The following is a 2,254-nucleotide window of genomic DNA, read 5'->3' as shown; positions in this document are numbered from 1 at the left end:
CCAAGCTTGCCATGAGTTACATGGATTTCATCATCGACGACACTTACGTGCCATTCTTTGAAACCACCTTTAGAATCTTTACCGTACAGTGTTTTAATCATTTCTTCCTCGGAAACTCGATAACATTAGAAACTACAGGCTCAGGTTGTTCTTCTGAACCATAAACCATTTCGTACTCATAAGTCTTAGCCATCCAGATATGATGCTCTTGTGCTTCCATCATACCAAAGAATCTAGCACGGTTGGCTTCATGCAGGTGGAACCTAATGTTCTTCTCTAACTCTGTCATACAATCCTCAGATACAAAGAAGGGGCCGTAGCCCCTATATTATCGAAACTTAATCCAATCATCCCGGAAGAGGAACGACATTGTGAATGTCAGGTCATGGGTATCCACGAATCGAATATCTTCACCATTTTTAGTGTGCATGATAATCATCTTTTCCTCAGGACACCAATACCAGTAGCCCTTCCACTCTGGAAGTGTGATTTTATGACCTGCAAGAAGATAAGTATAAGCGGCTTGAAATTTCATTATTTAGAAACCTCCATTGAGTTTTTCAGAAGATACCCTTCCAAAGGCCAGATTTTATTAACAGCAGTTTCTCTGGCGTACTTTTCACCAAGCTCTTTATCAAAATTGCTCGGGTCTACACAAGAGCTTTCACCAATGAGGGTGAAACCGTTCTTTAGAGTAAGGGCACACACTGTAGTAGTTGTCTCTGGTACAACCACATACCACTCTTTTTCAATCAGAGATTCAATATGTTCGATAGTAACCTTATTCATTAATCATCCTCCGGTGGAAGCATATCTTCCGTCATAATCAGCATGAAAGGTAACCAACCCATCTTGCCAAAGAAAAGTAAGAACAGGGCTGTTGCCAACCCTGTAATAACGCATTCAACTAATCGATCAATGATTTCAACCATTCTTCGACTCCTCGTATGCTTCAAATGCCATGCCCCAGGCCTTTGCTTCGTCTGAACGAACGCAATAGTCCCAGCTATCAAAGTCTATGATATCCATATCCACATCACCAAACTTCGCTACTTCAAGCAGAAGCTCAAGGCCACTGTAAGCCTTAAGGTCTTTCTGGTTAATATCACCAGTAATAACCATTGTGGAGTTGACCCCTTGGCGACCTACCAAAGATTTGGCGGTATCAGCATCAAGATCTTCTGCTTCATCCACAATGATGAATTTGTTATCCCAACTACGTCCCTTGACTTGCTCAAGTGCCAGCATTTCAATCTTACCGTCCTCAATCATGGCCTTAACGGCTCCATGACCAAGACGTTTCTTGAAAGTGTCGAGAATAGGTGCAGCCCAACCCTCTAGCTTCTCTTCTTTGGTTCCTTTGAAGAAACCAACAGACTTAGCCTTACCTTCGGCAGGTCGAGCGATTACGACGCCATCGATTTGCTTGGACAGAAGGAGGTCACAAGCGATGACTGAAGGAATGAATGTCTTAGCACTACCCCAAACACCAGTACAGATTACCACTGGACGTTCGTAGATAGCGTTAATGTATTCAGATTGCACTTGATTCAGAGGAACAAGTGGCGAAGTATCACGAGTTTCATAAGTCTTCTGTTCACGGGTGTTACGAGTGTTGTTACGACCTTTCATAGAAAACTCTCCTGCATCACGGTTACGACGGGCATTACGACGATCTTTGCGATTACGGCGACTCATTAGCGATTCCTTATATCAATTTGCCTAATCCTAGGCAGGTCCAAAAATTGGAGTGATTACCTTAAAAAGAAGGGAAGCTACCTTACGACAACTTCCCTTATCCATTATTCTACATTTTCTGTTTCAGGAGCGGCTACCTTAAGATAGTTAACACCTTCAACTTGACTCAGACCACCAAAGAAGGAGTCTTTCTCGATAGCATAGCTGCTACCAGAAGCAAGCATAACGTTAACCCAAGTGTCTTCTTCATGCACTTCGGTAATCATAGCTACGTTAATCATAACGTTACCAGCCATGCCGCCCATTTCTTCACTCAACTTCATTTCAATCAGAATCATTGTATTCTCCTAAAAACAAATCGGTTACATTATATATAACACTATTCATAGGAGATGGACAGCAAACCCCAATTAAAAAGATTAGAAGGAGTTTGTCCGATGTAGAGAAGTCGAGCATTCTCAAGCATAGCTTCTTTCCATGAATCCCCGTACACAACTTTATACTCAGCGGAAATGACATCGTACATGTCTTGAGTAGTCAGACAAGGTTCAAGAAG

The 2,254-nt window shown here is 42.2% G+C and carries 6 protein-coding genes; all 6 read right to left on the bottom strand.

Features of this window, described 5'->3' with window-relative positions:
• Positions 1-97: 97 nt before the first annotated feature.
• Positions 98-289, bottom strand: a complete 192-nt coding sequence (locus ACRDCA_RS24325) for a hypothetical protein (RefSeq protein ID WP_438691851.1) — start codon at positions 287-289, stop codon at positions 98-100.
• Positions 290-328: 39 nt separating this feature from the next.
• Positions 329-535 carry a hypothetical protein gene (locus ACRDCA_RS24320; RefSeq protein WP_438691850.1) on the bottom strand — a complete coding sequence of 69 codons (207 nt, stop codon included), beginning with the start codon at positions 533-535 and terminating at the stop codon, positions 329-331.
• Positions 535-789 (bottom strand): Gp49 family protein, encoded by a 255-nt coding sequence (locus tag ACRDCA_RS24315; protein ID WP_438691849.1) that lies wholly within the window; start codon positions 787-789, stop codon positions 535-537. Before ACRDCA_RS24315 ends, ACRDCA_RS24320 begins: the two co-directional genes overlap by 1 nt.
• On the bottom strand, positions 789-932 hold the full coding sequence (locus ACRDCA_RS24310) for a hypothetical protein (protein ID WP_438691848.1): 144 nt from the start codon (positions 930-932) through the stop codon (positions 789-791). The genes ACRDCA_RS24315 and ACRDCA_RS24310 overlap by 1 nt, the downstream gene beginning before the upstream one ends.
• Complete coding sequence (locus ACRDCA_RS24305; RefSeq protein WP_438691847.1) at positions 925-1,698, bottom strand: PhoH family protein; 774 nt, start codon at positions 1,696-1,698, stop codon at positions 925-927. The genes ACRDCA_RS24310 and ACRDCA_RS24305 overlap by 8 nt, the downstream gene beginning before the upstream one ends.
• A gap of 104 nt (positions 1,699-1,802) precedes the next feature.
• Positions 1,803-2,036: a hypothetical protein gene (locus ACRDCA_RS24300; protein WP_438691846.1), complete on the bottom strand. Its 234-nt coding sequence runs from the start codon at positions 2,034-2,036 to the stop codon at positions 1,803-1,805.
• Between the last annotated feature and the right edge of the window lie 218 nt (positions 2,037-2,254).

The organism is Serratia sp. (in: enterobacteria), from assembly GCF_051654945.1.
Lineage (GTDB): Bacteria > Pseudomonadota > Gammaproteobacteria > Enterobacterales > Enterobacteriaceae > Chania.
Note: the sequence above shows the minus strand (reverse complement) of the source record. Positions and strands in the feature narration are given on the sequence as shown.